Here is a 25367-nt window from a genome sequence, read left to right on the forward strand (position 1 = left end):
GCTCGCTCGTCGATGGCGCGCCGACTCACCGCCTGCGCCTCCGTTCGAGACGGCCGACGAGCGAGTCTACCGTCGACGACAGCCGCCGGGTTCCGAACAGCGCGACGAGTGCCGCTCCGACGGCGTCGAAGACGAGGTCAGTCAGCGTGTCTTCGAGGCTGTACTGGATGAGGACGGCCCGAATACCCAAGAGGTCGGTCACGCCCCGAACGCTGAACTCCATGACCTCCCAGAGCACGCCGAACGCGAGCGTCACGACGAGGATGAACATCGAGAGAAACTGTGGGGGGAGCACCACCGCGTGACTGTGCTCGTCGACCGCGCGCGCCGTCGCGTACCCGACGCCCGCGACGATAGATGCCGACAGCGTGTGCGTGAGGTTATCCCACCACGGTACCGCGGTGTAGAGACCGAGCATCCCCAGCGAGTGCAGCGAGACGGCGAGCGTCACCCACAGCGTGACGCTAGCGCTGAGGCGGATATCGGCGTCGCGTTCGAGAAGCGCCGGGAGGAACGTCACCGCGAGTGCCATCGTCGCGTTGACGACGACGCTGAGATTCCGTCGGGCGACGCCGACGAGGAGAACGAGCGCTATCACGACCTGCAGTCCGCGACCGAGCAGTCTTTGGCGGCGAGACGTCAGCCGATACAGCGCCATCGTACTGAGTTCCGTCTCCGCGAGGTAAACGTTGTTCCGAAGACACACGCTTCGCCGCCACGAAGATCCAGTCGTACTCGACGCACCTCTCCCGATACGGTTTTGGCCTCATACACCATACTCAAGGGGGATGATGGCCACCACGCACGCCCTGATAGGGGTCGTGCTCGCGCTCGTCGTCGCCCCCGACGGCGGCCTCCTCCCGGTTGCGGCCGCCGGTCTCGGCGGACTCTTTCCCGACTTCGACCTGTACGCCGGTCACCGAAAGACGCTGCACTTTCCGGTGTACTTCTCGCTCGCGGCGTTCGTCGCCGCCGGCGTCGCCGCATTCGTCGCTTCGCCGGTAGCGCTCGCCCTCGCGCTGTTCTTGGCGGCGGCGGCGATTCACTCGGTGATGGACGTCGTCGGCGGCGGTCTCGAACTCAAGCCGTGGGAAGCGACCTCCGACCGAGCGGTGTACGACCACTTCAACGGGCGGTGGCTCGCACCAAAGCGGTGGATTCGCTATGACGGCGCGCCCGAGGATTTCCTCCTCGGCGCCGCCTTCGGCGTTCCGGCGCTGCTGGTGCTCTTGGGTCCCGCGCAGACCGCCGTCGGCGTCGCCCTCGCCGTCTCGGCGGTGTACACGCTGCTGCGTAAGACACTCGTTCCCGTCGCCGAACGCCTCGTCGACGCGACGCCCGCCGAACTGCTCGCGTACGTCCCCGAACGGTTCGTCGAGGACTTCCGGTAGCCGTCAATCGCTGCGGGGGTCTCGGCTCCGATCTCTCCTCACTCGTCGGCTTCCGTCTCCGGGATGCGAAAGCTGAAACGCCGATACCGTCTGGTTCCGACGTGGGTCTCAGTACGCGACTGTTCGGCGACGACGCAGCGCTTCTCTCGAACCGGAGTTTCCAACTTCTGTTGCTCGCCAGCGTCAGTTCACCGCTCGGTTCCTCCGTCGTCTCGCCGGTCCTCGATTCGCTGCGCGGACCGCTCGGCGCGACGGAGGCGCAGGTCGCGCTGCTCATGGCCGCCTTCACCGCACCCGCTATCGTCTGCATCCCCCTCGTCGGGATGCTCTCGGATCGATACGGCCGAAAACCCGTCCTCACGGCGGGGCTGACGCTGTTCGGTCTCGCCGGTATCGCGATTCCGCTGACGACGGAGTTCCGCGTCGTCGTCGGTCTCCGACTCCTGCAGGGAGTCGGCTACACCGGTATCGCGCCGGTGCTCATCACCAGCGTCGGCGACCTGTTCGACGGCGACCGCGAGGCAGCGGCGCAGGGACTTCGGTTCACGACGGTAGGCCTCTCGCTGACGGTGTTTCCACTTCTGGCTGGCGCGCTCGTCGCCCTCTCGTGGCGCTACCCGTTCTACCTGTTCGCGCTCGCGCTCCCGACGGCGCTCGCCGTCGCGCTCTTCTTCGACGACCCGACCTTGGACTCCGAGGGTGCCGGCGACACCGTCGAGACGGCAACAAACGGTGGCGAAGCGACCGAAGACACCTCGCCCCCGGACGACGACTCGCCCTCGACGCTGCAGGCTCTCTCGGTCGTGCTCCGGAACCGTCGCGTCGCGGCGACGCTTCTCGGCCGGGCCGTCCCGTCGTTTCTCTGGTTCACCTTCCTCACCTACGTCTCCATCGTCGTCGCCCGCGTTCTCGGCGGGTCGGCGGGCGAGGCGGGCGTGCTCGTCGCGCTGGCGAGCGTCGCCTCCTCGGTGAGCGCGACGCAGGTCGGTCGCCTGACGGCGGCGTTCGACCGGCGGGCGATTCCGCTGTTCGCCACGCTCGTCTGCACCGCTGTCGGCGTCGCCGCGCTCGGTCTCTCGCCGTCGCTTCCGGTCGCCGGTCTCGGCTCCGTCGCCGTCGGCGCGGGGTTCGGCGTCGTTCTCAGCCTCTATCGGAGCACCATCTCGACGTTGGCGACCGACGAGTTGCGGGGGAGTCTCGTTAGCGTGGGCGAGTCGCTCGGGCGCGTCGGCAGCACCACCGCGCCAATTCTCCTGGGCGGAACGGTCGCGCTCTTGGAGCCGCGTCTGGGCAGCGTCGTCGCGATTCGCTCGATGCTCGTCGGTGTCGCGGTGCTCACCGTCGTCGTCGGCGGGTTCTTCCTCTACCTCGGCGAGACGGGCGACGGGCGAAGCGTGACGGGTGAAGCGTGACTGATTCCCTGACTACCCGATCTCCCGCTCGCAGAACGTGAACCGCCAGCGTTCGCCCTCCGAGAGTCGCTGTCCGCCGACCACCCACTCGTCGATCGATTCGTCGGTGAGCGGCCGGGCGACGAGGTAGTTCGGACTCGTCACCCGCGAGAGTGGTCCCTCGTCGTTTCCGACGAAGCCGTACTTCTTGAGCAGTCGTTTGGGGAGCGCTTCGCCGAACACCGCCAGCAGGTCGGCGTCCTCGTTGTCGGCGACGACGCGCGCGAGCAGCGCGTCCACCGCGTCGATCCACGCCTCGCCGCCGGTGAGCGGGGAGACGTCGGTTACGTGGACGACGGTCGAATCGAGACCCAACTGCGTCCCGACGACGAACGCGGCGGCGGGACTGCCGCCCCGCTCGGCGAGGAGCGTCTCGTACTCGAACCGCGGGTTCGCGTACCGCCACGCGTAGAACTCGGCGTCCCTGTCGGCGTGGACGTGCGAGAGCGATGACGCGGCGGTGAGCGTCGCTAACTCCTCGGCGGGGACGCCCGTCTCTCGACGAACGCTCACGTCGGCGTCTGTGGGCGTGCCGGTCCGGAGCGAGAGATACCCCCGAGTCGCCGCCGTCGCGAGTTTGCCGAGCGGCTTCGACGTTCGTTCACCGCCGAGGGAGGTCAACGCGGTCGGATTCTGTACGCGGTAGTACACCGGAAACTCGCGCGTGACGCCTCGGTGCAGCGACAGTCGTTCCCCCAGTTTGTCGAGCGCGCCGAGTACCGCCTCGTTGGGAAACCCGATGGAGACCCCCGGCTCGCGGGTCGCGTAGTGGTCGTAGACGTAGGTCACCATCTTCGAGAACAGCCCCCGTCGGCGGTGGTCGGGGTCGACCATCGGGTCGACCTGCACCACCGCGAGGACGCGCTCGTCGCCGACGCGGAGCGGAATCGGAACGCTCGGGCGCGCTCCGACGAGTTCGTCGTCGCCCTCGGTTTCGGCGACGGCGATGGGAACTTCGTCGAGGTACGGGTTCTCGACGTAGCGCCAGTCGAACCAGTCCGGGTCGGTACGGTCGAACACCGTCTCGTAAAGCGACAGTACCGCCTCTCGGTCCGCCGGTTCGTACTGTCGTACGCGGTAGCTCTCGCGCTCGTCGTCCTCGTCGTCCATCTCGTGTCGCCAGTACGACGACTGCCGACATAGTTGCACGGTGCGACTACCGCATCGGTCCGGGAGTAGAGGCCCGCTATTGGCGTAAATATCACATTTAAACTACTCCTCGGATAGCGAACGCTCGCGGAATTCGTGTCATAATCCTGTAACTGACGCCGCGCTTTTACCCGACTTCGTCGAACCAGAGTTCGATGCACTCTGGCGCGTTCTCTCCCGCTGCACGATCCGGCAACGCGGCGCGCGTGTACGACGAAACCGCCGCCAAGCGCGGTGACGCCCTCGCCCTCGAAACCGGGGACACGCAGTACAGCCACACCGAACTCAGCGACCGGTCGGCGCGGCTCGCCGGAGCGCTTCACGAACGCGGCCTCGAACCCGACGACCGTCTCGGTCTCTTTCTCTCGAACCGCCCCGAACTCGTGCTCACGGCGCTGGCCGCGCTGAAGTCCGGATTGCCGTTCTCTCCGGCGAACCCGCAGTTCACGGCGCGCGAACTCGCCTTCCAGTTGGACGACAGCGACGCCGAGGCGCTCGTCACCGAACTGTCGCTGCTCCCGAAGGTAGAAGACGCGCTCGACTGCCTCGACGCCGATCCGCTGGTGATTCTCGTCGGCGACGAGCAACCACCCGACGTCGACTCCACCGATGCCGATCCTACCGATGTCGACTCCACCGACGTCGACACCGTTGCCTTCTCGTCGCTCGACGCCGACCCCACGATGATCCACCGCGAGGACGACGACGTGGCGATGCAGCCGTACACGAGCGGGACGACCGGAGAACCGAAGGGCGTGCTGCTGACGCACCGAAACCTTCGCGCGCAGTCGTTCATCGCCTTCGAGCGCTCGGCGCTCCGCGCCGACGAGGAGCGCTTCCTCTCGGTGTTGCCGCTGGCACACATTGCGGGGTTCGTCAACCGGACGTGGCAACCGCTGATTCGCGGAGCCGCCGTCTACCTGCGCGACCCGGGCGAGTGGGACCCCAAGGTCTCGATGGAGACCATCGAGCGCGAGCGAATCACGAAGTTCGGCGCGGTGACCGCCATGTACGTCGACGTCGTCAACCACGAGCGCTTCGGGGAGTACGACCTCTCCAGCCTCGAAGAGGTGATGGAGGGCGGCGACCGGATGCCATCGGCGGTCCAGGAGCGGTTCGAGGAGACGGCGGGCGTTGAACTGTTCGAGGCGTACGGCCTGACCGAGACCGGCGGTGGCACCCACGTCGGTTTCGGGTCGACGTTCGGACCCCGCCCCGGCACTATCGGACAACCGCTGCGCGCGACCGACTGCAAAATCGTCGACGACGAGGGTCGCGAGGTGCCGCCGGGCGAGACGGGCGAACTGCTCGTCCGCGGCCCGCACGTGATGAAGGGCTACTACGACCGACCCGAGGAGACCGAGGCGGCGTTCACCGATGGTGGCTACTTGCGCACCGGCGACGTAGCCCGCCGCGACGACGACAACTACTACGAACTCGTCGACCGGAAATCCGACGTCATCGTCACCGCGGGCTACACCGTCCACCCACGCGAGGTGGAGAACGTGCTGTACGAACATCCGGACGTCGTCGACGCCGCCGTGGTGGGCGTACCGGACGAACGCCGGACCGAGACGGTGAAGGCCTACGTCGTCCGCAGACAGGGGTCGACCGTCGACGGCGAGACGCTCCGGGAGTTCTGCCTCGAACGGGTCGCGCCGTACAAACACCCGCGGACGGTGGAGTTCGTTGAGGAACTCCCCCGGACGCACAACAGCAAAGTTCGGCGTGTGGAGCTGCGAGAGGGGACGTAGTCGGCGACCAGCAACCGGCTTTGGAGGCCGGCAGCTTCCGGCGGGCTTTCTTTGGGAAATGTAGGGCCATTCAGTATTTTGAATTGACCAGTCAGTGAGTACAAAAACAACTTTTTAGCACATTGTCGGCTATCCAATTCAATGGCCCCCGCAGACCAACAACCGAGTAATCCAATCGAGATCCTATTAGTCGAACCGAATCCGGGTGACGTACGTCTGTTCACCGAATCGTTCAAGGAGGCGCAAATCTCGAACCACGTCCATACCGTCTCCGACGGCGATTCCGCGCTCGACTTCCTCTACCAGCGGGGCGAGTACAGCGACGAATCCTGCCCCGACCTCATCCTCCTTGACCCGCAACTACCCGGAACGAGCGGCATGGACGTGTTAAGGGAACTGAACAACGAACCTGCGCTGAACAATCTCCCCGTCGTCGTTCTCACGAGTTCGGATCTCGGCAAAGAAATCGTGAAATCACAGGGCCTTGACGCGGACACCTTTATCCAGAAACCCGTCGAAGTTGACGAATTCGTTGAGTTTGTCCAATCTGTCGAGGAGTTCTGGCTGACGATTACCCGGCAGACGGCCTAAGGGTCGGGTGACTCGGCGCAGTTGCTTCTCACGCGGCAGGCGAAGCGTGACTGATTTCCTGACTACCCGATTTCCCGCTCGCAGAACGTAAACAGCCAGCGTTCGCCCTCCGAGAGACGCTGTCCGCCGACCGACGATTCGTCTCTTGCTTCGTCGGTGAACGAGTGGGCGACGCCCGCGAAGAAACCAGTGTTGCTGTATCTGAAAGTATAGATCAATTGAGCGTTTATCTCCTCGTCTCTCGGTAATGGCGGAACGGCCGACGGAGACGACTGGGCAGGAGGCGTCTGCTCGTTCGAACCACGAACGCAGTCCGAAAACCACCGCATGTGGGCAGTATATTTCCGGGGACGAGTGTGCGCCCGTCGACCCCGCTTGGGCGTGAAAACCGCACATCTGGTTCGGCGGCTTCGCGTCCGAAATACTTAACGGTCGAATAAATCAACATAAGTGACATCTAACAAAGTAACACTCTTCCAACATTTGGATATGGTTGGCACTATTACGATAAGCATCGAAATCGAACTCGCGTGGGGTGTCCACGATCTCGGCGAGTACGACCACCTGAGCGAGGGTTGTCAGCAAGAACGCGTCTACCTCCGCAAACTCCTCGACAAATGCGACGAGTTGGATATCGCTATCTCGTTCGACATCGTCGGCCATCTCCTGCTCGACAGCTGTGACGGACACGAGTGTAGCTCCTACCCCTCCCAGTGGTTCACCGAGGACCCCGCCACCGATCACGTCACAAACCCCGAATTCTACGCACCCGATATCGCCGACGAGATACTGTCGCGGCCGACCGACCATGAACTCTGCACTCACACTTTCTCGCACGCGCTCAGTAACCAGATGGACGCGGCGCTCATCTCGGAGGAACTCGCGCGGTCGCAGCGACTCCACGAACGGGTTGTCGGCGAGCCGACGGTGTCACTCGTCCCGCCACGCCACCACTTGCCGCCGGAGACGGCACTGAAAGCGAACTCCATCGAAATCGTCCGGCAGGCCGTGCAGACGAGAGGCCCGACGCCCCTCCACCGATACAAGGAACTGCTGTTGGGCCAGTCGTTTACGCGCAAGCCTCGACTCGTCGACGGCATCGTCGAGACCTACTGCACGTACTACCCGTCGCTGACCGCGCCGGCGCTCCCAGCGGGCCAGCGAGAGACGCATGCGCTCTTCAAATGGCAGCCACTGCGACTCCGCCAGCGACTCCACGAGCGCCGTCTCAAAGCGACGGTCGAGTCAGTCGGCGCGGACGACTCGTACCTGCACCTGTGGTGTCACCTCTACGACCTCTCGAACGAGCACCAATGGCGTCCGCTCGCAGCGTTCCTAGAGGCGCTCGCCAAATACCGTGACGACGGCTCTGTATCGGTCGAGACGATGGAACAGTTGAATGCACACGTCCGAAAAGAAGCGGTTGACCGCCGCCACGCCCTCTTGGAAGTCGACGGCGCATCCGAACCCGACGACGCGCCTGAAGCCGACGACGTACTCAAAGAGGTGGTGAACACGTGAGCGACGAAATGCGCGTGTGTCTCCTCGCTGAGGAGTCGATGGCAGCGTGGCAGCGAACAGCGCTTCGACGCGCAGTTGAGGAGACGAACGCGACTGTCGAGTGCGTCATCGTTAACCGGTCGCCCGGTCGGACGCGCGCCGAGCAACTCCGCCGCGCCGTCGAGCTGCGCGAGTGGACAGCCGTCACGGCGCTGTTGGCGCTCGAACGGCGCGTCGCGGGCGACATCCCCGAGTCAGAGTCGTACGCGCTCGACGAAATCCCGCTCCTCGACGAAGCCGAGCGAATCGAATGCGTGCCGACCGTCGTCGATGGGTGGAAGTACGAACTTCCGCAGGACGTGGTGGCGAAGGCGGCACGTTCAGCCGACGTCGGCGTCCTCTTCGGTTTCGGGTTCATCACCGGACCCATCCTCAATGCCTTCGACAACGGGATACTGAGCTTCCACCACGGCGATCTCCGTGAGTACCGCGGACAGCCGATGGGGTTCTGGGAGTATCTCAACGACGAGGACGAGGCCGGCGTCACGCTCCAGCGTCTGACCGAGACGCTCGACGGCGGCGAGATTATCTGCCTCGATCGAATCGACATCAGCGACCAGCGACGGTGGAAGGGTGTAAAATCACGGCTGTTGGCGGCTTCCGAGGACACCCTCGCCGAAGGGATAAGACGAATCCAGGATGACTCGTTCACACCGCAAAAACCCGCAACGACCGGCGACCTCTACACGATTCCGAGAGGCAAACCGGTTGCGCAGTTCGTAGGTAAAACGCTCTCACGCTCGCTGGTGGGTCGCTGAGTCCCGTCGCTTCGTCGAACCCATTCGCGCCGACTCCAGTTTTGTCGGGAGTCTGATTTTCACCCGACGGAGATTGTTCGCAGTGTTCGGCCTCAAGATAACTCTTGGCAGTCGATACTCGCAAAAAGTACTAAAAGGCAGTCTCGGTAGCGCTTTTTGAGAAATCGCCAGATATTGTGTTCTACTCACCAATAGAGGCCAGATCGTTTTATACGCTACACGCTGGCTGAAGAGTACAATTATCGCAAGCCAGTAGACGCTGTGGAATGGTTGTACTCCTGGGGTATTCTTCGCTGTCGTGCGAAAGCGGCGATTCCCGCCGTATGGCGGGTGGGAGTCTCACTGCTAATCGGTGGAAATCATACTAGAAGGACGCAGTCTGGGAACTCCAGTCTGCGCCATCGACAGAAAGCCTAGGCCGGGATTTGAACCCGGGCTCTCGTCCTTACCAAGGACGCGCTTTACCGCTAAGCTACCCAGGCGCTTGATGCGCAATCAGTCGTTTGCCCGATTCGTCTTTAGGAGTTTCGATTCGACTCAGCTATCGGTAGGCGATGGCACGGGGTCGTCGCCGCCGCCGCCGGCCAATCGGTCGGCCGCCGCGTCGGGGAGCGCCGTCGGCGCGGGCGGAAACGCCGTCCCGTACTCCGCGGCGAGGTCGGCGGCGTAATTCGACAGCGACTCGGGAACCTTCTGTCCGACCGCCGTCGCGCCCGCGAGAACCGCGAGATCGAGCACGTCGGCCTCTAGTCTCCGGTTGAACGTCTCGGCGTCGCGGCCGGATTCGCCGTCGGCGGCGTCCGGTGCGGGCCGCCGTCCGAGCGTCTGGTCGCGGCCGAACGCTCGAACGGTGTCGACCGCTCGCGCTGCGGCCTCGGTCCGAGCGAGAACGAAGAAGCCGCGTGCGACGAGCACGTCCGCCGCGAGCACCTGCATATCCGCGTCGATGCCCGCGATGAGGTCGTTCGTCCCGTTCCGGCGGTGCGCCTCGGCGTCGGCCCACGGTTCGTCGCGGGCGAGATCGCGGGTGAGGCGGAGTCCCTCGTAGATCAGCTGGACACCGGCGGCGCGTTCGGCGAGCGCGTCGGCGTCCACGCCGGGGTCGAGCGCCCGCGCGCTCACGAGCGCGAGCGCTCCTGGCAACATCGACGCCTCCGCGAGGCGCGCATCTAGCGCGTCTAACAGTTGCGGAGGGTCGATATCGGAGAGCGCTTCGCGCGCGGCATCGCGGGTCCGCACGGCGTCGTCCATCAGTAAATGGTTGCGACGGCAAAGGCAAAGACCTTTGGAAACTCGGTCACAGAGCGGGTATGGTTCGCTTCACCGACCGCGACCGTCTCCGGGTGGTCACCCTCGACCGCCCCGAACGGCGTAACGCGCTCCGCCCGGCCGACCTCGACGCGCTGGAGGCCGCGGTCACTGGTGCCGCCGCCGCCGACGTGCCGGTGGTTTACCTCCGCGGTGCAGGGTCGGCGTTCTGCGCCGGGGCCGATTTGGACGTGGTCGCCTCACTCTCGAATCCGGAGGCGTTCGCCCGCCACGGCCAGCGCGTCGCGAACGCTATCGAAACCACCGACTGCGTCGTCATCGCCGGCGTCGACGGCGCGGCCCGCGGCGGGGGCGTCGAACTTGCGCTCGCATGCGACCTCCGAATCGCGACGCCTGAGGCGACGTTCGCCGAACCCGGCGTCCGCCTCGGCCTGTTCGGCGCGTGGGGCGGCACGGTTCGCCTCCCGCGCGTTATGCGCGAGGGCGACGCGCTCGACTTCGCGCTCTCCGGGCGCACCATCGACGCCGAGGAGGCGCTCCGGACCGGTCTCGTCTCCCGGGTCGAACCGGACCCGCTCGCGGTCGCCGAGTCGCTCGCGACCAACGAACCGGACGCGCTCGAAGTGGTCAAGGCGCGGATGCGCGACCGGCGGGGGAGAGAAGAACAAGAAACCGCGGAGGCGGCGGCGTTCGGCGAACTCGTGCGGGCGCACGCCGCCGACATCGCGGCGGATAGGGACTAAAACTAAAACTCCAGCGCATCGGGCGCGGGCGGCATCGACCGCTTGTGGGCGCTCTGGGCGACCAACTGCTCGACGCGCTCTATCTGTTCTCCGGCTACGTCGAGGTGGCGCGCCGTCGCCGCCGTCGACAATGGGCCGTCGATATTTAGCGCGAGAATCGCGTCGAGCGTGTCGTAGGTGATGCCCATCTCGTCCTCATCGGTCTGTTCGAGCCACATCTCCGCCGACGGCGTTTTCATCACGAGGTCTTCGGGGACACCGACGTGAGCGGCGAGCTGGCGAACCTGCTGCTTGTACAGGTTGCCGATGGGGTTGCAGTCGACGGCCTGGTCGCCGTATTTGGTGAAGTAGCCCGTCATCGCCTCGCTGCGGTTGCCCGTCCCGAGGACGATGCGGTTCTTGTGGTTGGCGACGAAGTAGCCCAGTACGCCGCGGGTGCGGACGTAGACGTTTCCGGCGGCCGTGCGGTCCTCGGCTGCCTCAGGGAAGGCGTCGAAGAACTTCTCGGCGATGGGCTGAATTTCGACCACGTCGTACGAGATGCCGAGCATCTGCGCGACGCGTTCGGCGTCGCTCATGTTCTCTTCGGTGTTGACGGCACTCGGCATCACGAGGCCGTGAAGCCCGTCTTCGCCGAGCGCTTCGACGGCGAGGTGGGCGGTCAGCGTGCTGTCGATACCGCCGGAGAGGCCCAACACCGCGCCTTCGGCTCCGGCGTCGTCGACGACGCTCCGAATAAATTCGACGATGTGCTCGCGCGTCGCTTCGAGTTCGTCCGCCGAGAGGCGGAGGTCCAGCGGTGCAGTGTCGTCGAGAATCGGCGTATCGCTACTCATCGGGTAATCGTAGACGCGTCAGTGACTAATAGGCATCTCTCTGCGAGATTCGGTGGACGCGCGTCCACTTCCGCGAAACGCTATCTTGAAGTGATTCCCTCTGGTATTTTTGGGTACACTCAACGCAGTGAGCGCCGATGGTCCAATGGTAGGACAGTGGCTTCCCAAGCCACCGGTCCGGGTTCGATTCCCGGTCGGCGCACTCCCTTTCGGTCGTTTGCCGACCGACGTTCACCTCGTTTCTCTCGCCGAACGCCCGATCAATCCGTGTACGGCTTCTCGATGTCGGGATCGACGGTGATGAGTGCGTTCATCCGTCGAGTTATCGCGTCAAACAGCGTGATGACGGGAGAGAGTGCGCGTTCGACGAGCCGAACGGGAGACGCGATGCGTAGCGACCAGTTCTCGGCGTTCCCGAGACCGTAGGCCTTCGGTACGATCTCGCCGAATATCAGGACGAGACAGCTCGTGAGTACCGTCGTCGCCACGACTGCGAGTCCGGACGGGAGGTAGCTGGCGATGAGGACGGTCACGATGCTCGAAATCGCGATGTTCACGACGTTGTTTCCGACGAGAAGCGTCACCAACAGCCGATGCGGGTCGTCGCGCAGCTCCTGCAGCAACTCCGCCCGGGGGTCTCCCGTCGTCGCCTGCCGCTCTATCCACTCTGTAGACAGCGAGAAGACGGCCGTCTCCGAACTCGAAAAGAACGCGCTACACAGCAACAGTACGGCCGTCGCTACGACTCCGACGAGAGCCACTATCGAACTATCCATGCGCCACTCTTTCAGTCGAGCGTGAAAGAGCCTATCGTCCGGAGAGCGGAGGACGGAGTCGACGTCGCCGAGGGGACCTCGGCGGGCCGACAGACCGCGTCTGTCGACGTCGTCTCCGCTACCCGTTCTGGAATACAGAGGATGTATTTAGTACGGAGAGCGAATCTGATTCAGACCGATCTGACTGAAACCGGCGTTGTGAGAACCGCGGTAATGTTGATACTCCCAAACTCACATTGGTACTTAGTATGAGCGTGTCCAGCCCACTAACGCCCCAGCGGGTCTCCGAACTCGTGATAGCTAATCGAGCAATCAGAGCACCGTACTACCAAGCTGACCATGACGAGGCGGTTCGTTTCACGGATCTGGAAAGGGGACTCCAATGGGGTGCAGACGCTATTCCTGCCTTACTGGATCTGTTCCGGGTTGAGCAAGACACCCGAGACGACCATCCTCAGGGCTTCGTGGGCTTTGCTCGCCACTGGCGAGGAGATACGTTGCGGCTGGACTTCGACCTATTTTCTGAACCCAAGGAGTCAGACCCAATCCTGGTCGTGACGGCGATATCAGGCCGAGGAGGAGAGAACACCATCGTGGACGAGGAGTTCGGGGAAATTGAGTTGTCAGACCAGGTTCCGACGCAGGAGGAGTGGGAGGAACGGAGTAAACGGTACCAGGCGGCGCGGAGGAAGGATGACACCGATGGATCGGCAGCGGTGAAGGCGTACATTGCAGCGCTGCCGGGTTGGAAGAGCGAGGTTGCTACACAATTCGACGAGATTATCCAACGCGAAGTGCCCCCGGTGCGCCGCGCCGTGAGGTATCACCAGCCGTTCTATGGTGTCGAGGACCAGGGCTGGTTCGCGTCGTTCAGTGCCTTCTCAAAACACGTGAAACTGGCATTCGTGTGCAAATCGTACCTCGAGCCGAAGCCACCCAGCGGGACGGCTCCGGATAGACAGGCCCTGGACCTCAAGCAGACGGACACGCTGGACGAGGAGCAAGTCGCTTCCTGGGTGCGGCAAGCCGCCGACACTCCGGGGATGAACTGGTGAGAAAGCCCGCGCATGTGTAATGGCCCATAGGGCAGCTACGACTCCTAGACGCAGGTGTGCATCACTGCCAACTCTGTATTGATTGATTTCAAGGGCGACTTTCTTGAGTTGCGTCCCTGCGAGACACGTGCCCTGTATTCAGCACGGTTTCGACAAACGATCAGTGATCGAGGGTTTCAACAGAGCCACCGAACCCGATGATTCGCTCACTGAACGGCGTACCCATCGTCTTCCAACGCTCCGACGACCAGTTCGTCGAACGCCGCCGCCATCTCGGGAGCGAGTCGGTCCACCACGGGGTCTTGGTCCTGGTGTTCGACCGTTCGGCCCACGTCGTCGACGAAGCGGTAGCGACGGCCGTACTTCTCGCCGTTATCGCCGTAGGCGACGACGGTCACGTAGGGGTCGCGTCCGCCGTGACCGCCTACCTCGTGGACCAGCACCGTCGCGAACTCGGTGAGGTTCGTCGCGTAGTTGCCGACGATCAACCCGCGTTCGAGCGCTTTGCGGTCCCACTCGCGGCGCTCTCCTGTTTTGATGCCGCGTCCGACCACCGTCTCGGGGGTTATCTCCTCGACTTCCCACTCGTCGATGCGCGCGGAGGCCACGTCGCGGTCGGCGTTCTTGATTCGGTCGCCGACTCGGACGCCGAGGTACACCGCCCGTCCGGGACGCCACTGGACGCGAATCTCGTGCGGGTGGAGGTAGACGCGCGCCTCCCGTCCGGCGATTGTTCGTCGCTCGATTCTCGTGTGGCTGTCGATGTCTCTCAGTGCCATGGAGCTTCGGAGGCGCGCTGAGGAGTTAACCCGTGCGCCGGTCCTGATTCGGGGCCGTCAGTTTCGTCGTTCCCGCCTCACCGACGCGACGGCGCTACTCGAACCACGACGCGTCGGCCGCGTCTCGGCCGTCTCCGTCGACGATGGCTCGAAGCTCCGCCGTCGCCGACTCGTCGAACCAGAAGCGCCGACGCCACCACGGTCCCTTCCCGGAGTCGTTCGAGAGTTCCGTGACCACCCGATTTGCCGTCGCGCCAGCCTCCCGCGCGCTCAGTGGGACGACGCGCTCGAACAGCCTCGACTCGTTGCCCCCTTCGACGAGCACCTTCGCGTCGAACGGGTCGCGCTTGACGTGGGCGTTCCCGGCGAACCGCTCGCGCTCGGCCGACGAGAGTTCGCGGTACTGCTCGCCGGTCACCGTGCGGCGGACGCGGAACTCGCCGATGAGGTAGGTCCCCCAGTCGTCGCGGACGACGCGGTTCGAACGTCGTTTCTCGCCGTGCAGACTCAGCGTCGCGTAGAAGAACAGCGAGTCGCCCGACTCCAACTCCGAGAGCGGTCCGGCTTTGACGCCGTGTTCGTCGCCGTAGGTGTGGCGGGTCGCGCCGTGGACGCCCGAAAACGCTGGGTCGAGGTGGACCGGCGTGTCGAGCACTGACGCCGGGAGGTCGAAGCCGAACGAGAGGTCGCCGTACGTCGGCACCCGCTCGCTCGTCTCCTTTCGCTCCGGAATCGGGACGTACTCGAACCGACCGTCGGGGTAGACCGGTCCGCGAAAGCCGGGGAGGTTCGTGTTCGCGGCGACGTTTATCGCGATGCTTCGGGCCACGTCGTCGCTACGGACTACGGCGGCAAATCGGCGGCGCTTCGCTCACGCGAGTCGTTGAGCGCAGTTTCGACAGAACGTGAACGTCGTGTCCGGTTCGTTCTCGACGCCGCAGTGCGGACAGACGCGTTCAGTCGTCGACTCGCGGAGCGCCTCCGCTCTCGCCGCCGCCATCGGCGGACCGACGTTCGCGGCCCCCGGTCGGTCGCGGACGACGTCGCGGTCCGCGGATTCGTCGCCTCCGCCGCCGCGTCGCGCGACAGCGCTGTCGGCCTCGGCAAACGCGCCGCCGTCGCCGCCGAGATACCGGTAGACGAGCAGTTGGAGGACGACCAACCCGAGTACGTACGCGAGTATCCACCCCCACAGTGCGCGCATACTATGCTATTTGTCACCACTGCACTTGTGTCTTCGGTTGGTCCCCGAGAACCCGGTCGAGCGACGCTGTTCCGTTCGTCGAGGGCCGTCGAGCGCAGGAGATAGAAGGGTACATTTTCACGCACGAACGCGGGAGCTGCTTACTCGTTCTGGGGGAAGAAACGAAGCACTCTGTCGTCGCCGTCGCGGGGGTCGCCGCGACCGTCGCGGTTGCTCGTCACGGCGTACAGATGGTCGTCGGGTCCGGTGAACACCGTCCGAAGGCGACCGAACTCGCCCTCGTACAGCGGTTCGTCTTCGACTACCTCCGTGCCGTCGAAGCGCAGGCGTCGAATGTGCTCACCTGCGAGCGTTCCGAAGAAGAAATCGCCTCGCCACTCGCGGTACGGCCCCCGATAGAACGTCGCGCTCGCGGGGGCGATGGTCGGCGTGTACTCGGTGATCGCCGCCGTGTACTCGTCGGTGCTCTCGGTGCCGCCTACGTCGGGCCAGCCGTAGTTGTTGCCCGCTTCGAGCACGTTCACTTCGTCGTTCTTGTCGGGACCGTGTTCGGTCGAGAAGATGGTTCCTCGGCGAGACGCAGTCTCGCTGCCCGACGAGCCCTGCTCGCCGACGTCGCGGAAGGCGAGCCCCTGTGGGTTGCGGTGGCCGTAGGTGAACACCTCGTTGTCGAACGGATTCTCCGGGTGCGGTTGGCCGTCGAACGTCAGCCGAAGCACCTTCCCGTTGAGCGAATCGGTGTTCTGCGCACGCTCCCGGTTGTTCGCGTCGCCGACGGTGGCCAGCAGGCTCTCCTCGTAGACGGCGAGTCGGCCGCCGTCGTGGATGATGTCGCCGGGAATCCCGTCGACAATCGGCTCCCACTCCCAGCCGTTTTCGAGGTCGTGGCGGACGATACGGTTGACGAACTCCGCCTCGTCGCTCTCGTAGGTGTGGTAGGTGAACGCCGCCGGTTCGCTCGGGTGAAAGACCAACCCCAGTAGACCGCCTTCGCCGTCGTCGACGATGTCGGGCACGCTGAGAACCTCCTCGGGGTCGCCCCGTCCGCCGGGGATGCGGACGATGCGTCCGAGGCGTTCGGTGAGATAGAGGTCGCCGTCGCGCCACGCCGCCCCCCACGGGATTTCGAGACCCGTGACGACCGTCTCGTGTTTGATGGTCTGTGGAGGCGGGGAGGTTGTCCGGGCGTCGGTCGACGGGTCGGAGGTGTTGTCGTTTCCGGGCGGGTCGGAGGTGGTCGGGGCGTCGAGGCAACCGCTGGCGGCGGCGACGCCGACGAAACCGAGATAGGTCCGGCGGTCCATACGTCCGTCATTCGGCTTCGCTAACCAAAAGGTATCGCAAAAAACACGTTTTTCGACGTTCGAACCTCTCGGCTCTCGTACGGGTCTCAGCTCGGCGGTTGCCTGTCGCGGTCGAACTCGTCGAACTCGTCGACGTCGTCGGGGAGATCGTACTCGATTTCGCGCTCGGCCTGTCGATTCTCGCCGCCCGTCTCCAGTGGCCCGGCCTCCTCCTCCCACCCGGGTTTGATCTTCACGCTCTTGGCGGGCGTGCCGACGGCGACGTGGTGAGCGGGCACGTCGCCCTGGACCACCGACCGCGCGCCGACGACGCTGTTCTCGCCGATTTTACAGCCCGCCCGAACCATCGCGTCGTAGGTGACGCGGGCGTCGTCCTCGACGACAGTGTGGAAGTTCTTGACGGCGGTTTGGTCGACGATGTCGTGGTCGTGGCTGTAGAGGTGGACGCCGTCTGAGATGGAGACCCGATTGCCGATGGTGAGTCTGCCCCTGTCGTCGAGGTGGACGTCGTCGTGGACGACTGTGTTGTCGCCGACGCGGATGTTGTGGCCGTACGTCATCGTGATTCCCTTGAACAGACGGAGGTTCTCGCCCGCCTCCTCGAACAGGTGGTTCGCGAGCATCTGCCGGAACCGGAGCGCGAACTCCACGTTGTCGGCCATCGGCGTCGCGTCGAACTGCCGCCAGAGCCACTGGAGGTGCTTCGAGCGTTTGAACTTCTCCTCGTCCTTCTCGGCGTAGTACTCCGACTCCAGGGTCGAATTGCATGGGTCGTACCCCTGCAGTCGCACGCGCTCGGCGTTCGACACGTCCTCGCCGGCCTGCCAGCGCTCGTACGCCCCCCGATCGCCGTAGAGATCGACGAGCACGTCCTGGACGACGTCACAGGTGTCCTCTTCGCCGGAGAGTCGCTCGTCAACCTCGTCGATGAAGGCTCGAACCCCCTCCTCCGCTATCGGGGGGAGCGAGACGTGACGCTTTGTCATTGGCACGAATTAGCCATCGCCAGTCAAATCCGTTCGGGTGTGCGCGCGTCGGGTCAGACCACGCCAAAACGGGAGATACACTCTTGTCGGGCCGATTCCCCATCGGAACTATGCTCAGGCGACGGTTCTCGCGGCGCGTCGTATCGGTGGCGGTCGGTACGGTTCTCGCCGGGTGCGTCGACGGCACTGCGACGGACGAACCGACCCCAGTCGCACGTGAGAGAGCACCACCTTCAGAGAAATCTCAAAAATATTGCTTTCGAACGCCGATTCCAGTCGCCATTCTCTCTCGCTCTCCGTAACGTACGCCGACGAAACGGTACTGGACACCCCCTACGAGATAGAACCTGCCGAGATGCGGAACGACAATAGAATACTGGGAACGGACGAGACGGCTGCGTTCGTCGACGCGACGGGAACGTACCGAATCGACGCCGAAACGGAGTCCGCGTCGGAGCAGTGGGAGTGGTTCGTCTCGAACAAATCGAGAAACGGACTGCTACGCATCACTGAAGGCGGCGAACTGACGTTCTCGGAAGTCCCGCAAATGTAGCCTCCACCGAGAACTATCGGGAACACTTAGAACCTGCGTTCGCCTGCCTCCACTATGCAAGACGACGCAGTGCGAAACGCCTCCAACGAGGACGCTGGCCGTCGCACTCCCGCGTGGACCCGCGACCACGCCGCCGGAATCGAACGCTCCGAGGACACCGTCGCGCCCATCATCTACCCGCCGGAGGCTCCAGTCGATTCGGACCTCCACATTTGGGACACGTGGTTCCTCCGCGAACGCGACAACTCCCTCGCCGAAATCGACGGCTACCGCGTCATCTTCGCGCTCACCTCCTCCTCCGAACTCCTTCCCGGCAAACGCCACGACGTGGCGACCATCCGCTACTTCTACTCGCGCGACGGCAAGGAGTGGGAAACTGGCGGACCCGTCTTCGACGTCGACGAGAAAGGACCGCTCGGGTCGCGGCAGTGGGCCGGGTGCGCGCTGTACGACCGAGGAGAAGTCTTCTCGTACTACACCGCGTCCGGTCGCCGCGGCGAGGAGGAACTCACCTACACGCAGCGGCTCGCCGTCGGCCACGGCGGCGCGATAGAAACGGACGAAAACGGCCTTCGAATCGAGGGGCCGTGGACCCACGAAGTCCTGTTGGAACCCGACGGCGAGTATTACGAGACCGAAGCGCAGTCGCGCGGGATGATATACACCTTCCGCGACCCGTGGTTCTTCGAGGACGACGGCACCACCTACCTCCTGTTCGAGGCGAACACGCCGGTTTCCGAGGGCTCGGACGCCTGTGGCGGCGACCCCGCCCAACAGGAGTTCAACGGCAGCGTCGGCATCGCCGAGTCGCCGACGGGCGATCCGACGGAATTCGAACTCCGAGCCCCCTTACTCGATGCCGTCTGCGTCAATCAGGAACTCGAACGCCCGCACGTCGTCCGTCGCGACGGCCGTTACTACCTGTTCATCTCCAGTCACGACCACACGTTCGCGCCCGGTCTCGACGGCTACGACGCACTGTATGGTTTCGTCGCCGATTCGCTTCGCGGCGAGTACGAACCGCTCAACGGCTCCGGACTCGTCCTGACGAATCCGTCGAACGCGCCGTTCCAAGCGTACTCGTGGCTCGCGTTCGACCACGGTAACGAACTTCTTGCCACCTCCTTTTTCAACTACTTCGAGTTCGGCCGGCCGAGTCTCGACGAAGTCGCAGTGCTGCCCGAAGCCGAACAGCTGCGGCGCTTCGGCGGGACGCTCGCGCCGACCGTGCGGCTAAAACTCGACGGCAATCACACGAGAATCGTCGGCACCCTCGAACACGGCCACCTCCCGCTCCCCAACGAAAAGCTGCCGGAGCCGTGGTGGGGACGCGGCGAGAGATTGCCGGACGAAGGCGAGTACTGACGAGACGGACGAAACGTCCGAATTCGGCCTAAACGTCCTTCGCTATCCGTTCGACGTGTTCGCGCGATACCGACACGCCGTGGGTCTCCTCGGCGTGTCGCTGGACGAACTCGATTAGCTCCGTCTCGTTCTCCGAGCGGACGAGGAACGCGCAATCTTCGAACCCGGCGTGGATACAGCTCACCTCTTTGACCATTATTCGTCGCCTTCGGACGCGGTCGGTACGTCACGGCCGAGCATAGCCGTTTTCTCGCTCGCGTCCGCAAAGTTCTCGACGTCGCTCACTGATTCGCCAACGCCTCCCGAACTCCGTTCTTCGTAAAATTTTCGAGAAGGACGGCCTCGGACTCAAACGCTTCGTACGTCGCTTCCGCCCACTCGCGAGCGACGGAGGAGTCGGAGTCGACGAACGCCGTGAGCGCGTTCGTCTCCGGGTCGCGGACAGCGACGCCGACTCGGTCGTCGAAGACGGCCAGTCCGAACGGCAGCGAGTCGTGGAGTCGAATCGTGAGATGTCCGCTCACGCACACCTCTACGCACCGCTCGGGGTAGTTCTCCATCACGTCCTCGACGACGGCAAGGGGGTCGACGAGCGTCGTCTCCATGCCGTCGAGAATCCGCTCTTGAATCTCGCCCATGTAGGTCGGTGCAATGGCCCACGTGTCGAATCCGCGGAGCGTTTCGGTCTCTCGAACGAGCGAGACGTAGCGGTTCATCGGCCCGTGCGGGTCGCCGCGGCCGGGCGTCGTCACCGTCGCGTCGGCGAACGCCGAGAGCGGAACCGGCGGTACGGCGTCGTCGGCGTCGTCAGCCGCATCGAGCACAGGCGCGAGCAACAGCGCGGCGGTCACTTCCGATTTAAAACTCACGAGCGCCGTCGCTACTGCGCGTCCGGTCTCCGTGAGGCGGAACTCGCTGTCGACGCGCTCGACCAACCCTCGGTCCTCGAACCACCTCGTCAACCGGTGGCTGGTCGCCCGCGAAATCTCCAACTCGTCCTCCAACTCTCGCCTGTCGGCCGCTCCATCTCGGAGCGCTTCCAGCATGGGTGCGCGCCTGACGAGTTCGAGGAACCCGCCGGGGTCCGCCAGTGGCGCGGTGGTCATACGAGAACTACTGTCGGGCCGAGCATAACCCTATCTCGGGAGCGTCGACTTTCGAACGGGCCACCGTCTCAGCGGGTGAGACGCGCTCACCGTCCGCGAAAATATCTCAGATTAATTATAGATTCGGCCGCGCCGTACGGGAACCTGTCCGTTGCAGGATGCGACGACCGGGGGACGACCCCGAAGAGGTGTCTTACCATGGCAACAGAATCCCAACAGGAAGGAACCGTAACGCAGGGCGTCGACGTGGAGAAACTGAAGGCGTTCCTTGAGTTCGCCGAGGCTAACCCCGACGACGTCCAGTTCGGTCTCGAAGCGAAGGGCGTCTACGAAGGTCGGGCGATTCACACGAAGGCGACGACCGGACCGTACACGCTGGGCGGTCAGCGAATCGACCGCACCGCTCGCGAGTATGTCCACCACCTCGGCGGGCACAGAGAGGTCGAAGATGCCGTGGGGTTCGTCGACCCGACCGACCGACAGGAGGTCATCGAACTCGCGCTCGCCGCGCTCTCGGGGTGCATTAACGCCGCCGTCAGCATGAGCGCAATTGCGGCGGGCATCGAACTCGACGAACTCGAAACCAGGGTTCGAATCGCCTGGGACCCGTTCGTCTTCCTCCACCTCGAAGAGATTACGACCGAAGACGGCGACCCAGTCGACATGTTCGGCGACCTCGAAGTTGATATCGAGGCCGACGGAGACGGCCTCGGCGAAGACGAACGCAGCTACCTCGAAGAGTCGGTTGGACGCTCGGCGGTGTACAACCTCGTGACACTCCCACACCGTTGCCGACCGTCAGTTCGCCGTCGGTAACCATCTGTAACCATCGGTAACCATCGGGCGAGTCGATCAGGTGGCACTACTTTTGGCGACGCTTTCGAGGGAGGTCCGCTCAGTCGCCGTCCGGGCGTCGGTTCCGACCCGCCGGGAACGTCGCCTCCAGTTCCCACGCGTTCGCCGAGCGAAGCGCCACGCTGCCGCCGATCGCCGACAACGACACGCCTTCGGCGTCCTCGCAGGTCGGGTACACCCGACTCGTGAGACACCGACGCTCGTTCGCGAACAGTTCTAGCACCGAGCCGTCGACGAAGGCGCGAAGCGAGAGCGCGTCTCCCTCGACGGGCATTCGCTGCTCGTCTTTCGCGGGTGCAGAGTCGTGACTCGACTCCGAGCGGTCGACGACGACGGACTCGCCGTCGTATCTGACGGCCGTTCGCTCCGAGAGCGCGGGCGACTCGAACAGGCCGAGTTCGAACGTCGCGTCCGCACCGAGTTCCACCTCGAAAGCCAGTTCGTAGCTGTTACCTGCGAGGTCGAGCGTTCGGCGCTCGCCCGCCGCCAGCGACGCGTCGCCGGAGAGTGCACTTCGTTCGCGCAGCGCCGCCAGTTCGGCGGCCGGTCGCTGGACAATCTCGCCCTCGGCGACACTGAGCTCCCGCGGAAGCGACATCGCCCCCGACCAGCCGGCGCGCCACTGCGCGTCGAGGTCACGGGCCTCCGGAAGCCATCCCCACGTCAGCACGCGGCCGTCGGGCGCGCGCAACGACTGCGGGGCGTAGTAATCGCCGTAGTCGAGCACCCCCTCGTTCGTCGGGTCGAAGGCGGGTGCGTCGAGGTCCGCCTCGCCGACGAAGTAGATGGTCTCGTCGTAGTTCGACACCTGCAGTAACTGCGTGTCTCCGAAGTCGAGCAGTTCCGGGCACTCCCAGACCGTTCCGGGGTCGGGTTCCTCGCGGCCGAACAGCGGGCCGACGTACTCCCACTCATCGAGAAGCTCGCCGCGGTAGAGGAGGACGACGCCTCCGCCGCCCTGCGCGCCCGCGCCGACGAGGTGGTACCAAACACCGTCCTGCCGCCAGACGCAGTGGTCGCGGAACTCGGCGTCCCAGTCGTTCGTCGCGAGCACTGGCGGGTCGGTCGGCGCCTCCTCGATGACCGGGTTGTCGCCGTGTTTTATCCACGTCCGGAGGTCGCCGTCGGCCGCCGTCGCCAGACACGGGAGTTGCACGCGCCCGCGTCCACCGGTGTAGAGCAGGGTCGGCGTCCCGTCTTCGTCGAGGACGGTACACCCGGACCAACAGCCGTCGCGGTCCGGGCCGTCCGGCGACGGCGAGAGCGCGACCGGTTCGTCGCGCCAGTGGACGAGGTCCTCGCTCGTCGCGTGCCCCCAGTGTATCGTCCCGTGAAATGGGCCGGCGGGGTTGTACTGGTAGAACAGATGGTAGCGCCCGTCGTAGTGGACGAGACCGTTCGGGTCGTTCAGCCAGTTCGCGGGCGCGGCGAGGTGGTAGCCCGGTCGGTGGTGGTCGTCGGAAAGTGCCGCTCGGACGTCGGCGAACCCCTCGGGGTCGGCAGGGCGGTCGGTGAACGTCGGCCGGCGGTCGGCGGCGAGCGACGCCAGCAGATTGCGCACGAACCCGTCTCGGGCGTGCATCTCGTCGTCCCGAGCGTCGAACCGGAGGTGCTCGCCGACGCCGACGACGCTCCCCGCTCCGACACGCCACGAGATGAGCGACTTGTGGCCGACCAACAGGTCGTCGCCGCGGAGCGAACTGCCGAGAACCTGCCCGCGTTCGGGGAGGAGTGTCTCGTAGCGGGCGAACGGTCTTTCGTCGTCCGGCGACGCGACGTGGAACCGCTCGCCGAACGACTCGAACGCCGGGTGGTCGGCGTAGAGGGCTTTGGACGCGAATCCACTCCGCTCGTGAATCTCTTCGACGCCGGTCGCGTCCGGCCGGACGCCGTCGATACCGAGAGAGTCGACCGCCGAGAGCGCGTGCAGCGAGAGTAGCAGTCCGCCGCCGTCTTCGAGAAATGCGTGGACGTGTCGGGCGCTGTCTCGGACCGCGGCGTTCCGCTCGAACGGGGCGTCGCGGTGCCACCAGACGGCGTCGTAGGCGTCGAGGTCGACGCCACCGTTGGCGACGGCGGCGAACGAGACGATATCGGCCGTCGCTGCCGTCGCCGCGCACCACTCGTACGCTGCTCGCTGTTCGGGCGAGCGGTCGGCCACGTACAGACACGCGACGCGTACAGGGATATCCATCCTCTACGACTGGCGTCGCTGAGCGATTAAGCGTTGCCGACTTCGCAGGGATTGCAGCGGAGGCGACTTCGAGCGCTCATATCCGATTTCGTATCGCATTCAACCGTTTATCGACTCACCATCGCGGGTCGGCGAGTGGCCACCTATCGGCGAACGAGACGCGCGGACGCCGTGGATGTCAAGTACGCCTCGGATACCGCGTACGCCACCCACGTACCGCTTCTCCTCCGGCCGATTCGACGGTCGAACCGGTTCCGATAAGTGTCGTCTCGCCTTAGCGCGCGGTATGAACTACCGAACGCTGGGTGATTCGGGAGTGGAAGTGAGCGAAGTCGGCTTCGGCGCGTGGGTCGTCGGCACCGACTGGTGGGGTGACCGGACCGAAGATCAGGCCGTCGAGATGGTCGAGTACGCCCTCGAGCAGGGAATCACGTACTTCGACACCGGCGACGTGTACGGTCACGGCGACAGCGAGAAACTCCTCGGGAAGGCGTTGGCTGACCGCCGCGACGAGGTGACGCTGTCGACGAAGATCGGCTACGACTTCTACAACCACCCGCAGGCGGGCCACGGCGAGTTGCCCAAGCGATTGGATCCCGAGTGGATTCGCACCTGCGTCGATCGGAGTTTGGAGCGCCTCGACGCCGATTACCTCGACTTCCTCCAACTGCACAACGCGAATGTCGACGAGGTGACGCCCGAGGTGGTCGAGACGCTCGAATCGCTCAAGGAGGAGGGCACCGTCGACGCCCTGGGGTGGGCGCTCGGTCCCTCCATCGGCTGGCTCGCGGAGGGTGACCGAGCCGTCGAACTCGACTTCGACGCCATCCAGACCGTCTTCAACGTCTTCGAACAGACGCCCGGTCGACACTTCCTCGACACCATCGCGCACGAGGGCGCGGACACGTCCGTCATCGCCCGCGTTCCGCACTCTTCGGGGCTGTTGAACGAGCAGGTTACGCCCGACACCGAACTGGACGCCGGCGACCACCGAGGGTTCCGTCCGGACGAGTGGTACGAGACCGGCTGGGAGAAAGTTGAGGCGCTGCGCTTCCTCGAACGAAACGACGAGCGAACGATGGGTCAGGCCGCCATCCAGTGGTTACTCAGCCACGACGCCGTTGCGTCGGTGACGCCGACGTTCCGAACGACGGCGGACATCGACGAGTGGGCCGCGGCCTCGGAGACCCCGCCGCTCTCGGACGAAGAAGTCGAACGCGTCGAGGAACTTTATCAGGATAACTTCGGAATCAGCCGCGACGACGGGATGGACAGCCTCCGGTCCTCCGTCGACGGCGCGGACCTGGTCGGCACCGGCAAGCAAAGCGCGGGCTTGTAAACCACCAACCGCGATACGAAATACTCACTCGTTTTCTCACAGAGGTTAGCAGGTTGCGATTGTACGAACCGCATCAGTTCTGATATCTACAGTTGACTTTTACTGGATTCGCTACTACGATCGAATAAAATAACTCGGAACTCGCGGCGTAGGGACAGGGAGACTCTACTGCAACCTACAGAGGGTACGTATCGAGGTTGTAGGTGCGCTCGCGGTACTCGGCGTGGTACGCGGTCGACTGCGACTGAAGCGCATCCCCACTACTATTTATACCCCATTTCGTTCAAGGCCTCAATTATATATTGAAGGCCATAGTTGTATCCATTTGACAGTATGTCACTCATCCTCC

26 protein-coding genes and 2 tRNA genes are annotated in these 25367 nt (G+C 64.5%); 13 read left to right on the forward strand and 15 right to left on the reverse strand.

Annotated elements, in window-relative coordinates:
• Positions 1 to 25 precede the first annotated feature (25 nt).
• Positions 26 to 658, reverse strand: a complete 633-nt coding sequence (locus LAQ58_RS16465; RefSeq protein WP_224448518.1) for a DUF2238 domain-containing protein — start codon at positions 656 to 658, stop codon at positions 26 to 28.
• Positions 659 to 788: 130 nt separating this feature from the next.
• Here LAQ58_RS16465 and LAQ58_RS16470 point away from each other — a divergent pair, with 130 nt between their 5' ends.
• Both LAQ58_RS16470 and LAQ58_RS16475 read left to right on the forward strand, forming a co-directional pair.
• Entirely contained in the window at positions 789 to 1391 is a 603-nt protein-coding gene (locus tag LAQ58_RS16470) for a metal-dependent hydrolase (RefSeq protein ID WP_224448519.1), read from the forward strand.
• 101 nt (positions 1392 to 1492) lie between these two features.
• A complete protein-coding gene (locus tag LAQ58_RS16475) occupies positions 1493 to 2803 on the forward strand; it encodes an MFS transporter (RefSeq protein ID WP_224448520.1) in 1311 nt (436 codons plus the stop codon).
• Positions 2804 to 2815: 12 nt separating this feature from the next.
• Here LAQ58_RS16475 and LAQ58_RS16480 read toward each other — a convergent pair whose 3' ends face one another.
• Complete coding sequence (locus tag LAQ58_RS16480; RefSeq protein WP_224448521.1) at positions 2816 to 3952, reverse strand: GNAT family N-acetyltransferase; 1137 nt, start codon at positions 3950 to 3952, stop codon at positions 2816 to 2818.
• 194 nt (positions 3953 to 4146) lie between these two features.
• Here LAQ58_RS16480 and LAQ58_RS16485 point away from each other — a divergent pair, with 194 nt between their 5' ends.
• Together LAQ58_RS16485 and LAQ58_RS16490 are read left to right on the forward strand one after the other, a co-directional pair.
• Positions 4147 to 5745, forward strand: coding sequence for an AMP-binding protein (locus LAQ58_RS16485; RefSeq protein ID WP_224448522.1), 1599 nt, complete (start codon positions 4147 to 4149; stop codon positions 5743 to 5745).
• Between the two features lie 141 nt (positions 5746 to 5886).
• Positions 5887 to 6336 (forward strand): response regulator, encoded by a 450-nt coding sequence (locus LAQ58_RS16490; protein WP_224448523.1) that lies wholly within the window; start codon positions 5887 to 5889, stop codon positions 6334 to 6336.
• A 62-nt stretch (positions 6337 to 6398) separates the two neighbouring features.
• Here LAQ58_RS16490 and LAQ58_RS16495 read toward each other — a convergent pair whose 3' ends face one another.
• Positions 6399 to 6554 carry a hypothetical protein gene (locus tag LAQ58_RS16495; RefSeq protein ID WP_224448524.1) on the reverse strand — a complete coding sequence of 52 codons (156 nt, stop codon included), beginning with the start codon at positions 6552 to 6554 and terminating at the stop codon, positions 6399 to 6401.
• Positions 6555 to 6825: 271 nt separating this feature from the next.
• On the opposite strand from LAQ58_RS16495, the gene LAQ58_RS16500 reads away from it, so the two are divergent.
• Together LAQ58_RS16500 and LAQ58_RS16505 are read left to right on the forward strand one after the other, a co-directional pair.
• Positions 6826 to 7857: a polysaccharide deacetylase family protein gene (locus LAQ58_RS16500; RefSeq protein ID WP_224448525.1), complete on the forward strand. Its 1032-nt coding sequence runs from the start codon at positions 6826 to 6828 to the stop codon at positions 7855 to 7857.
• Positions 7854 to 8654, forward strand: a complete 801-nt coding sequence (locus tag LAQ58_RS16505) for a formyltransferase family protein (protein WP_224448526.1) — start codon at positions 7854 to 7856, stop codon at positions 8652 to 8654. The genes LAQ58_RS16500 and LAQ58_RS16505 overlap by 4 nt, the downstream gene beginning before the upstream one ends.
• Positions 8655 to 9064: 410 nt before the next feature.
• On the opposite strand, the gene LAQ58_RS16510 is transcribed toward LAQ58_RS16505, so the two are convergent.
• Positions 9065 to 9136 (reverse strand) — tRNA-Thr (locus tag LAQ58_RS16510).
• A 55-nt stretch (positions 9137 to 9191) separates the two neighbouring features.
• A complete protein-coding gene (locus tag LAQ58_RS16515) occupies positions 9192 to 9905 on the reverse strand; it encodes a DUF7114 family protein (protein ID WP_224448527.1) in 714 nt (237 codons plus the stop codon).
• Positions 9906 to 9964: 59 nt separating this feature from the next.
• Here LAQ58_RS16515 and LAQ58_RS16520 point away from each other — a divergent pair, with 59 nt between their 5' ends.
• A complete protein-coding gene (locus LAQ58_RS16520) occupies positions 9965 to 10666 on the forward strand; it encodes an enoyl-CoA hydratase/isomerase family protein (protein WP_224448528.1) in 702 nt (233 codons plus the stop codon).
• Between the two features lie 2 nt (positions 10667 to 10668).
• On the opposite strand, the gene LAQ58_RS16525 is transcribed toward LAQ58_RS16520, so the two are convergent.
• The gene (locus LAQ58_RS16525) at positions 10669 to 11502 is read right to left on the reverse strand and encodes an NAD+ synthase (protein WP_224448529.1); all 834 of its coding nucleotides are present in this window, start codon (positions 11500 to 11502) and stop codon (positions 10669 to 10671) included.
• Positions 11503 to 11633: 131 nt separating this feature from the next.
• On the opposite strand from LAQ58_RS16525, the gene LAQ58_RS16530 reads away from it, so the two are divergent.
• Positions 11634 to 11704, forward strand: a tRNA-Gly gene (locus LAQ58_RS16530).
• A gap of 58 nt (positions 11705 to 11762) precedes the next feature.
• Here LAQ58_RS16530 and LAQ58_RS16535 read toward each other — a convergent pair.
• A complete protein-coding gene (locus LAQ58_RS16535) occupies positions 11763 to 12278 on the reverse strand; it encodes a CNNM domain-containing protein (protein ID WP_224448530.1) in 516 nt (171 codons plus the stop codon).
• 248 nt (positions 12279 to 12526) lie between these two features.
• Between LAQ58_RS16535 and LAQ58_RS16540 the strand changes: the two genes are divergently transcribed.
• Positions 12527 to 13333 (forward strand): DUF1801 domain-containing protein, encoded by an 807-nt coding sequence (locus tag LAQ58_RS16540; protein ID WP_224448531.1) that lies wholly within the window; start codon positions 12527 to 12529, stop codon positions 13331 to 13333.
• Positions 13334 to 13539: 206 nt separating this feature from the next.
• On the opposite strand, the gene LAQ58_RS16545 is transcribed toward LAQ58_RS16540, so the two are convergent.
• The 5 genes from LAQ58_RS16545 to LAQ58_RS16565 form a co-directional block, all read right to left on the reverse strand.
• Positions 13540 to 14112: a hypothetical protein gene (locus LAQ58_RS16545; RefSeq protein WP_224448532.1), complete on the reverse strand. Its 573-nt coding sequence runs from the start codon at positions 14110 to 14112 to the stop codon at positions 13540 to 13542.
• A 94-nt stretch (positions 14113 to 14206) separates the two neighbouring features.
• Complete coding sequence (locus LAQ58_RS16550) at positions 14207 to 14941, reverse strand: Nmad3 family putative nucleotide modification protein (protein ID WP_224448533.1); 735 nt, start codon at positions 14939 to 14941, stop codon at positions 14207 to 14209.
• 42 nt (positions 14942 to 14983) lie between these two features.
• The gene (locus LAQ58_RS16555) at positions 14984 to 15316 is read right to left on the reverse strand and encodes a DUF7577 domain-containing protein (protein WP_224448534.1); all 333 of its coding nucleotides are present in this window, start codon (positions 15314 to 15316) and stop codon (positions 14984 to 14986) included.
• 140 nt (positions 15317 to 15456) lie between these two features.
• The gene (locus LAQ58_RS16560; protein WP_224448535.1) at positions 15457 to 16620 is read right to left on the reverse strand and encodes a PQQ-dependent sugar dehydrogenase; all 1164 of its coding nucleotides are present in this window, start codon (positions 16618 to 16620) and stop codon (positions 15457 to 15459) included.
• Positions 16621 to 16706: 86 nt separating this feature from the next.
• The gene (locus LAQ58_RS16565; RefSeq protein ID WP_224448536.1) at positions 16707 to 17606 is read right to left on the reverse strand and encodes an acyltransferase; all 900 of its coding nucleotides are present in this window, start codon (positions 17604 to 17606) and stop codon (positions 16707 to 16709) included.
• 355 nt (positions 17607 to 17961) lie between these two features.
• On the opposite strand from LAQ58_RS16565, the gene LAQ58_RS16570 reads away from it, so the two are divergent.
• Together LAQ58_RS16570 and LAQ58_RS16575 are read left to right on the forward strand one after the other, a co-directional pair.
• Positions 17962 to 18159, forward strand: a complete 198-nt coding sequence (locus LAQ58_RS16570) for a hypothetical protein (RefSeq protein ID WP_224448537.1) — start codon at positions 17962 to 17964, stop codon at positions 18157 to 18159.
• Positions 18160 to 18213: 54 nt separating this feature from the next.
• Positions 18214 to 19524 (forward strand): glycoside hydrolase family 68 protein, encoded by a 1311-nt coding sequence (locus LAQ58_RS16575; RefSeq protein ID WP_224448538.1) that lies wholly within the window; start codon positions 18214 to 18216, stop codon positions 19522 to 19524.
• 28 nt (positions 19525 to 19552) lie between these two features.
• Here the strand turns inward: LAQ58_RS16575 and LAQ58_RS16580 are convergent, their stop codons facing one another.
• Positions 19553 to 19720 carry a DUF1059 domain-containing protein gene (locus LAQ58_RS16580; protein ID WP_224448539.1) on the reverse strand — a complete coding sequence of 56 codons (168 nt, stop codon included), beginning with the start codon at positions 19718 to 19720 and terminating at the stop codon, positions 19553 to 19555.
• An 85-nt stretch (positions 19721 to 19805) separates the two neighbouring features.
• Complete coding sequence (locus LAQ58_RS16585) at positions 19806 to 20630, reverse strand: helix-turn-helix transcriptional regulator (protein ID WP_224448540.1); 825 nt, start codon at positions 20628 to 20630, stop codon at positions 19806 to 19808.
• A gap of 198 nt (positions 20631 to 20828) precedes the next feature.
• Between LAQ58_RS16585 and LAQ58_RS16590 the strand changes: the two genes are divergently transcribed.
• On the forward strand, positions 20829 to 21446 hold the full coding sequence (locus tag LAQ58_RS16590) for an OsmC family protein (RefSeq protein ID WP_224448541.1): 618 nt from the start codon (positions 20829 to 20831) through the stop codon (positions 21444 to 21446).
• A gap of 79 nt (positions 21447 to 21525) precedes the next feature.
• Here LAQ58_RS16590 and LAQ58_RS16595 read toward each other — a convergent pair whose 3' ends face one another.
• Positions 21526 to 23679 (reverse strand): glycoside hydrolase family 32 protein, encoded by a 2154-nt coding sequence (locus tag LAQ58_RS16595; RefSeq protein ID WP_224448542.1) that lies wholly within the window; start codon positions 23677 to 23679, stop codon positions 21526 to 21528.
• A 286-nt stretch (positions 23680 to 23965) separates the two neighbouring features.
• Between LAQ58_RS16595 and LAQ58_RS16600 the strand changes: the two genes are divergently transcribed.
• Positions 23966 to 25018 carry an aldo/keto reductase gene (locus LAQ58_RS16600; RefSeq protein ID WP_224448543.1) on the forward strand — a complete coding sequence of 351 codons (1053 nt, stop codon included), beginning with the start codon at positions 23966 to 23968 and terminating at the stop codon, positions 25016 to 25018.
• Positions 25019 to 25367 lie beyond the last annotated feature (349 nt).

Origin of the sequence: Haloprofundus salilacus, from assembly GCF_020150815.1 — an archaeon.
Lineage (GTDB): Archaea > Halobacteriota > Halobacteria > Halobacteriales > Haloferacaceae > Haloprofundus > Haloprofundus salilacus.

What these genes read in the sequence shown, in the direction of transcription:
- LAQ58_RS16595 (WP_224448542.1), bottom strand. Translation starts at nt 23,679, where the DNA reads ATGGATATCCCTGTACGCGTCGCGTGTCTGTACGTGGCCGACCGCTCG.
- LAQ58_RS16485 (WP_224448522.1), top strand. Translation starts at nt 4,147, where the DNA reads ATGCACTCTGGCGCGTTCTCTCCCGCTGCACGATCCGGCAACGCGGCG.
- LAQ58_RS16500 (WP_224448525.1), top strand. Translation starts at nt 6,826, where the DNA reads ATGGTTGGCACTATTACGATAAGCATCGAAATCGAACTCGCGTGGGGT.
- LAQ58_RS16540 (WP_224448531.1), top strand. Translation starts at nt 12,527, where the DNA reads ATGAGCGTGTCCAGCCCACTAACGCCCCAGCGGGTCTCCGAACTCGTG.
- LAQ58_RS16565 (WP_224448536.1), bottom strand. Translation starts at nt 17,606, where the DNA reads ATGACAAAGCGTCACGTCTCGCTCCCCCCGATAGCGGAGGAGGGGGTT.
- LAQ58_RS16600 (WP_224448543.1), top strand. Translation starts at nt 23,966, where the DNA reads ATGAACTACCGAACGCTGGGTGATTCGGGAGTGGAAGTGAGCGAAGTC.
- LAQ58_RS16570 (WP_224448537.1), top strand. Translation starts at nt 17,962, where the DNA reads ATGCGGAACGACAATAGAATACTGGGAACGGACGAGACGGCTGCGTTC.
- LAQ58_RS16545 (WP_224448532.1), bottom strand. Translation starts at nt 14,112, where the DNA reads ATGGCACTGAGAGACATCGACAGCCACACGAGAATCGAGCGACGAACA.
- LAQ58_RS16490 (WP_224448523.1), top strand. Translation starts at nt 5,887, where the DNA reads ATGGCCCCCGCAGACCAACAACCGAGTAATCCAATCGAGATCCTATTA.
- LAQ58_RS16465 (WP_224448518.1), bottom strand. Translation starts at nt 658, where the DNA reads ATGGCGCTGTATCGGCTGACGTCTCGCCGCCAAAGACTGCTCGGTCGC.
- LAQ58_RS16575 (WP_224448538.1), top strand. Translation starts at nt 18,214, where the DNA reads ATGCAAGACGACGCAGTGCGAAACGCCTCCAACGAGGACGCTGGCCGT.
- LAQ58_RS16590 (WP_224448541.1), top strand. Translation starts at nt 20,829, where the DNA reads ATGGCAACAGAATCCCAACAGGAAGGAACCGTAACGCAGGGCGTCGAC.
- LAQ58_RS16515 (WP_224448527.1), bottom strand. Translation starts at nt 9,905, where the DNA reads ATGGACGACGCCGTGCGGACCCGCGATGCCGCGCGCGAAGCGCTCTCC.
- LAQ58_RS16480 (WP_224448521.1), bottom strand. Translation starts at nt 3,952, where the DNA reads ATGGACGACGAGGACGACGAGCGCGAGAGCTACCGCGTACGACAGTAC.
- LAQ58_RS16585 (WP_224448540.1), bottom strand. Translation starts at nt 20,630, where the DNA reads ATGACCACCGCGCCACTGGCGGACCCCGGCGGGTTCCTCGAACTCGTC.
- LAQ58_RS16535 (WP_224448530.1), bottom strand. Translation starts at nt 12,278, where the DNA reads ATGGATAGTTCGATAGTGGCTCTCGTCGGAGTCGTAGCGACGGCCGTA.
- LAQ58_RS16555 (WP_224448534.1), bottom strand. Translation starts at nt 15,316, where the DNA reads ATGCGCGCACTGTGGGGGTGGATACTCGCGTACGTACTCGGGTTGGTC.
- LAQ58_RS16580 (WP_224448539.1), bottom strand. Translation starts at nt 19,720, where the DNA reads ATGGTCAAAGAGGTGAGCTGTATCCACGCCGGGTTCGAAGATTGCGCG.
- LAQ58_RS16470 (WP_224448519.1), top strand. Translation starts at nt 789, where the DNA reads ATGATGGCCACCACGCACGCCCTGATAGGGGTCGTGCTCGCGCTCGTC.
- LAQ58_RS16560 (WP_224448535.1), bottom strand. Translation starts at nt 16,620, where the DNA reads ATGGACCGCCGGACCTATCTCGGTTTCGTCGGCGTCGCCGCCGCCAGC.
- LAQ58_RS16525 (WP_224448529.1), bottom strand. Translation starts at nt 11,502, where the DNA reads ATGAGTAGCGATACGCCGATTCTCGACGACACTGCACCGCTGGACCTC.
- LAQ58_RS16520 (WP_224448528.1), top strand. Translation starts at nt 9,965, where the DNA reads ATGGTTCGCTTCACCGACCGCGACCGTCTCCGGGTGGTCACCCTCGAC.